The organism is Pinirhizobacter sp. (genome assembly GCF_035317885.1).
Lineage (GTDB): Bacteria > Pseudomonadota > Gammaproteobacteria > Xanthomonadales > Rhodanobacteraceae > Pinirhizobacter.
Map to the genome: position 1 here is coordinate 1 of NZ_DATHFX010000101.1, position 3,559 is coordinate 3,559.

A 3,559-nucleotide genomic window follows, 5' to 3' on the forward strand; every position below is an offset into this window, starting at 1 on the left:
TCGGGTACTGCATCCCTGGCCTTACGCGACGACTACCGGAAGGACCTGGAAAAGGTCAAGGCCGCCACCGGCTTCCAGCATGTTCGTTTCCACGGCATCTTCAACCGCGATGTCGGCGTGATCACCGCCAATAAGGACGGCACCTGGCAGTACAACTGGTCGTACGTCGACCAGATCTACGATGGCCTGCTAGAGCGTGGCGTGAAGCCCTTCGTCGAACTGTCCTTCATGCCGCCGGAATTTTCCTCCGACCCGAAGGCCCTGCATGATTTCTGGGACCACCCGAACATTGCGCCGCCGAAGGATTACAAACTCTGGAACGGCATGATGCAAGCGTTCGCCAAGCACCTGATCGAACGCTACGGTATCGAGGAAATATCCAGCTGGTACTTCGAGGTGTGGAACGAGCCGAATGGTTTCTGGACCGGGCGGCCGGTCGAATCGACCTACCTTGAGCTCTACGACAACACCGCGCGCGCGCTCAAGTCGGTGGACAAGCGCATCCATGTCGGCGGCCCATCCACGGCGCAGGCGGCGATGGTGCCCGCGTTCCTGGCGCACGTGAAGAAGGAAAACGTGCCAGTGGATTTCGTAAGCACCCATGTCTACGGTGACGACACCGCCGATAACGTCTTCAAGACCGATGAGAAGATCCCGCGTTCGGACATGGTGTGCCGCGCGGTGGACAAGGTGCACAAGGAGATCGAAGCCTCGCCGTACCCGAAGCTTCCGTTCATCATGAGCGAGTTCAACGCCTCCTACGCCAACCTGCCCAATGTCACCGACACCGTGTACATGGGTCCGTGGATGGCCAACACCATCCGCCTGTGTGCAGGCAAGGTCGACATCATGAGCTACTGGTCGTTCTCGGATGTGTTCGAGGAACAGGGCGTGGTGCGTACGCCGTTCTACGGCGGCTTCGGCCTGATCGCCGCCGACCGCATCCCCAAGCCCGCCTTCAACGCCTTCGCCATGCTGCACAAGCTTGGCGACGAACGGCTGCCGGCAACGACCGACAGCGCGCTGGTAACGCGTCGCAAGGACGGCACGGTGGTGATCGCGGCCTGGAACTACGCGGAGCCCGTGGGTAACACCGACCAGTACACGCCGGGCAAACCAAAGGGCGACGTGCGCCACTTCCAGTTTGACGTGGCCCATGGCGGCGGCCACGCCACCGTGTGGCGCCTGGACGAGACGCACGGCAACGCCGTGGCCACGTTCGATGCCATGGGGCGGCCGCCATTCCCCAGCCGCGAGCAGATCGTCAAGCTGCGCAAGGCCGGCGAGATGGCACCTGCCGAGCGCGTCGCCATCACCGGCGGCAAGCTTGGCCTGGACATCCCGCCCCAGGGCCTGGTGGTGATCGAGATTCCTGCTGCGGGTAAATGATGCGCGCGCTACGTCGGGCCTGCGTGACTTTCGTCCTGCTGCTGGCACTGCCGGCAGCCTGGGCGAAGCCGTTCGACGTGGCGCCGGTGCGCGGCGTGGTACATCGCCTGTTTCCCGCACGCTTCGCAGCGCTTGAGCTTGCTTCGATGGCAGGCGAGGGCGAGCGCTTTCGCATCCTCGACCGCGAAGGCCATCCGCGGGTGGAGGGCACCAGTGCCAGTGCGCTGCTTGCTGGTGTGAACTGGTATCTGAAATACGTGGCGCATGGCCAGGTGTCCACCAATGGCAGCCGCTTCGATCCCGGGCTGCCGTTGCCGGCGCATACCATCGAGCGCACGTCGGCCTTCGCCTGGCGCTACGCGCTGAACCAGAACACCGACGGCTATAGCTCACCTTATTGGGACTGGCCACGCTGGGAGCACGAGATCGACGTGCTGGCCCTGTCAGGCATCAACGCCATGATCGTCGAGCGCGGCATGGACACCGTGCTCTACCGAACATTCGCCGATTTCGGTTACGACGATGCCGCGATTCGCGGCTGGATTACCCAACCGGCGCACCAGAACTGGCAGCTGATGGGCAATCTGTGCTGCTTCAACGCTCCCATCAGCCAAACCTTGCTGGACAAGCGCGCAGCTTCGGCCCGTCGCATCGTGGCGCGCTTGCGCGAGCTGGGCATCACGCCGGTATTCCCCGGCTTCTACGGCATCGTGCCGGCCGACTTCACCACGCGCTTTCCGGGCGCCCACGTCGTGCCTCAGGGTGAATGGGCCGGCTTCACCCGGCCGGGCTGGCTCGATCCGCGTGACCGGATGTTCGCGAAAGTGGCGGCATCGTTCTACCGGCACCAGCGTGAACTCTTCGGCGACAGCGCGATCTACGACATGGAAGTGTTCCAGGAAGGCGGCGACTCGGGCGACGTTCCCGTACCCGAGGCGGCGCGTGCCGTGCAAGGCGCTTTGCACGCCGCGCACCCGGGGGCGGCCTGGATGATGCTGGCCTGGCAGGGCAATCCCCGCCAGGATCTATTGGCCGGGGTCGACCGGTCCAAGCTTTTCATCATCGATATCGACCACGACAAGGTCCCGCGCGACAACCGCATGCACGATTTCCAGGGCGCGCCCTTCCTGTTCGGCGGAATCTGGGCATTCGGCGGCCGCACCACGCTGGGCACGAACATCCGTAACTACACCGAGCGCTTGCCGCGCATGCGTACGGCCAACGCCAACATGGTGGGCACCGCGGTATTTCCCGAAGGGATGGATTCCAATCCGTTTGCCTTTGAGCTCTTCACCGAAATGGCCTGGCACGATGGCCCCGTGGACCGCTACGCCTGGGCCGACGCTTATGCACGGCGTCGCTACGGCGGCGACGATGCGCATGCGCGTGCCGCGTGGCGAATCCTCCTGGATACCGCCTATGACCTCCACCCGGAAGGTGTTGAGTTCCATAGCGAACGCGACGCCGGCCAGGAATCGCTCTTCGCGGCGCAGCCGTCGCTGGATGTGAACCGCGCATCGAACTGGTCGCCGGAGGGCCTGCGCTACGATCCAGACCGGTTCCGCGGCGCGCTGGACGAACTGCTTGAGGTTGCCCCGGCCTTGCGTGGCACGCCGACCTATCGATACGACCTGGTCGATATAGCCCGCCAGGTACTGGCCAATGAAAGCCGCCGGCTGTTGCCGCAGATCAAGCAGGCCTTCAAGGCCGGCGATGCACGAGGCTTGCGAACGCTCGAGGATCGCTGGCTGTCGCTGATGGACGTGCAGGACAAGCTGCTGGCGACCGATGCGGACTTCATGCTGGGGACGTGGCTTGCCCATGTGAAGGGCTGGGCGTCCAACCCGGGTGAAGATGCCGTGCTGCACTACGATGCGCGCTCGATCCTCACCACCTGGGGCGATCGCAAGGCAAGCGAAGGAGCGGACCTGCACGATTATGGCAACAAGGATTGGTCGGGATTGACGCGCGACTATTACCGCCCCCGCTGGCAAGCCTTCTTCGCCACGCTCGATGCTTCGCTGGCTACGCACCAGCCACCCGCGCACGTCGACTGGTTCGCCCGGGGCGATGCGTTCAATCACGCGAACAAGGCTTACAGTGCCACGCCGTCGCACGACGCGTACACGCTGGCGAAACAAGTTGCCGAACTCGTTCATCGCTAGTTCCT

1 protein-coding gene and 3 pseudogenes are annotated in these 3,559 nt (G+C 63.9%); all 4 read left to right on the top strand.

Annotated elements, in window-relative coordinates; translation table 11 throughout:
- Positions 1-1,389: GH39 family glycosyl hydrolase (locus VK519_RS03165; protein ID WP_324347598.1), on the top strand; the 1,389-nt coding region annotated here is incomplete at its 5' end.
- A pseudogene (locus VK519_RS17810) lies at positions 1,389-1,694 on the top strand (alpha-N-acetylglucosaminidase N-terminal domain-containing protein); the annotation flags it as partial. The gene VK519_RS03165 and the pseudogene VK519_RS17810, both read left to right, overlap by 1 nt.
- A gap of 6 nt (positions 1,695-1,700) precedes the next feature.
- A pseudogene (locus tag VK519_RS17815) lies at positions 1,701-2,687 on the top strand (alpha-N-acetylglucosaminidase TIM-barrel domain-containing protein); the annotation flags it as partial.
- Between the two features lie 48 nt (positions 2,688-2,735).
- Positions 2,736-3,554: pseudogene (locus tag VK519_RS17820) on the top strand (alpha-N-acetylglucosaminidase C-terminal domain-containing protein); the annotation flags it as partial.
- Between the last annotated feature and the right edge of the window lie 5 nt (positions 3,555-3,559).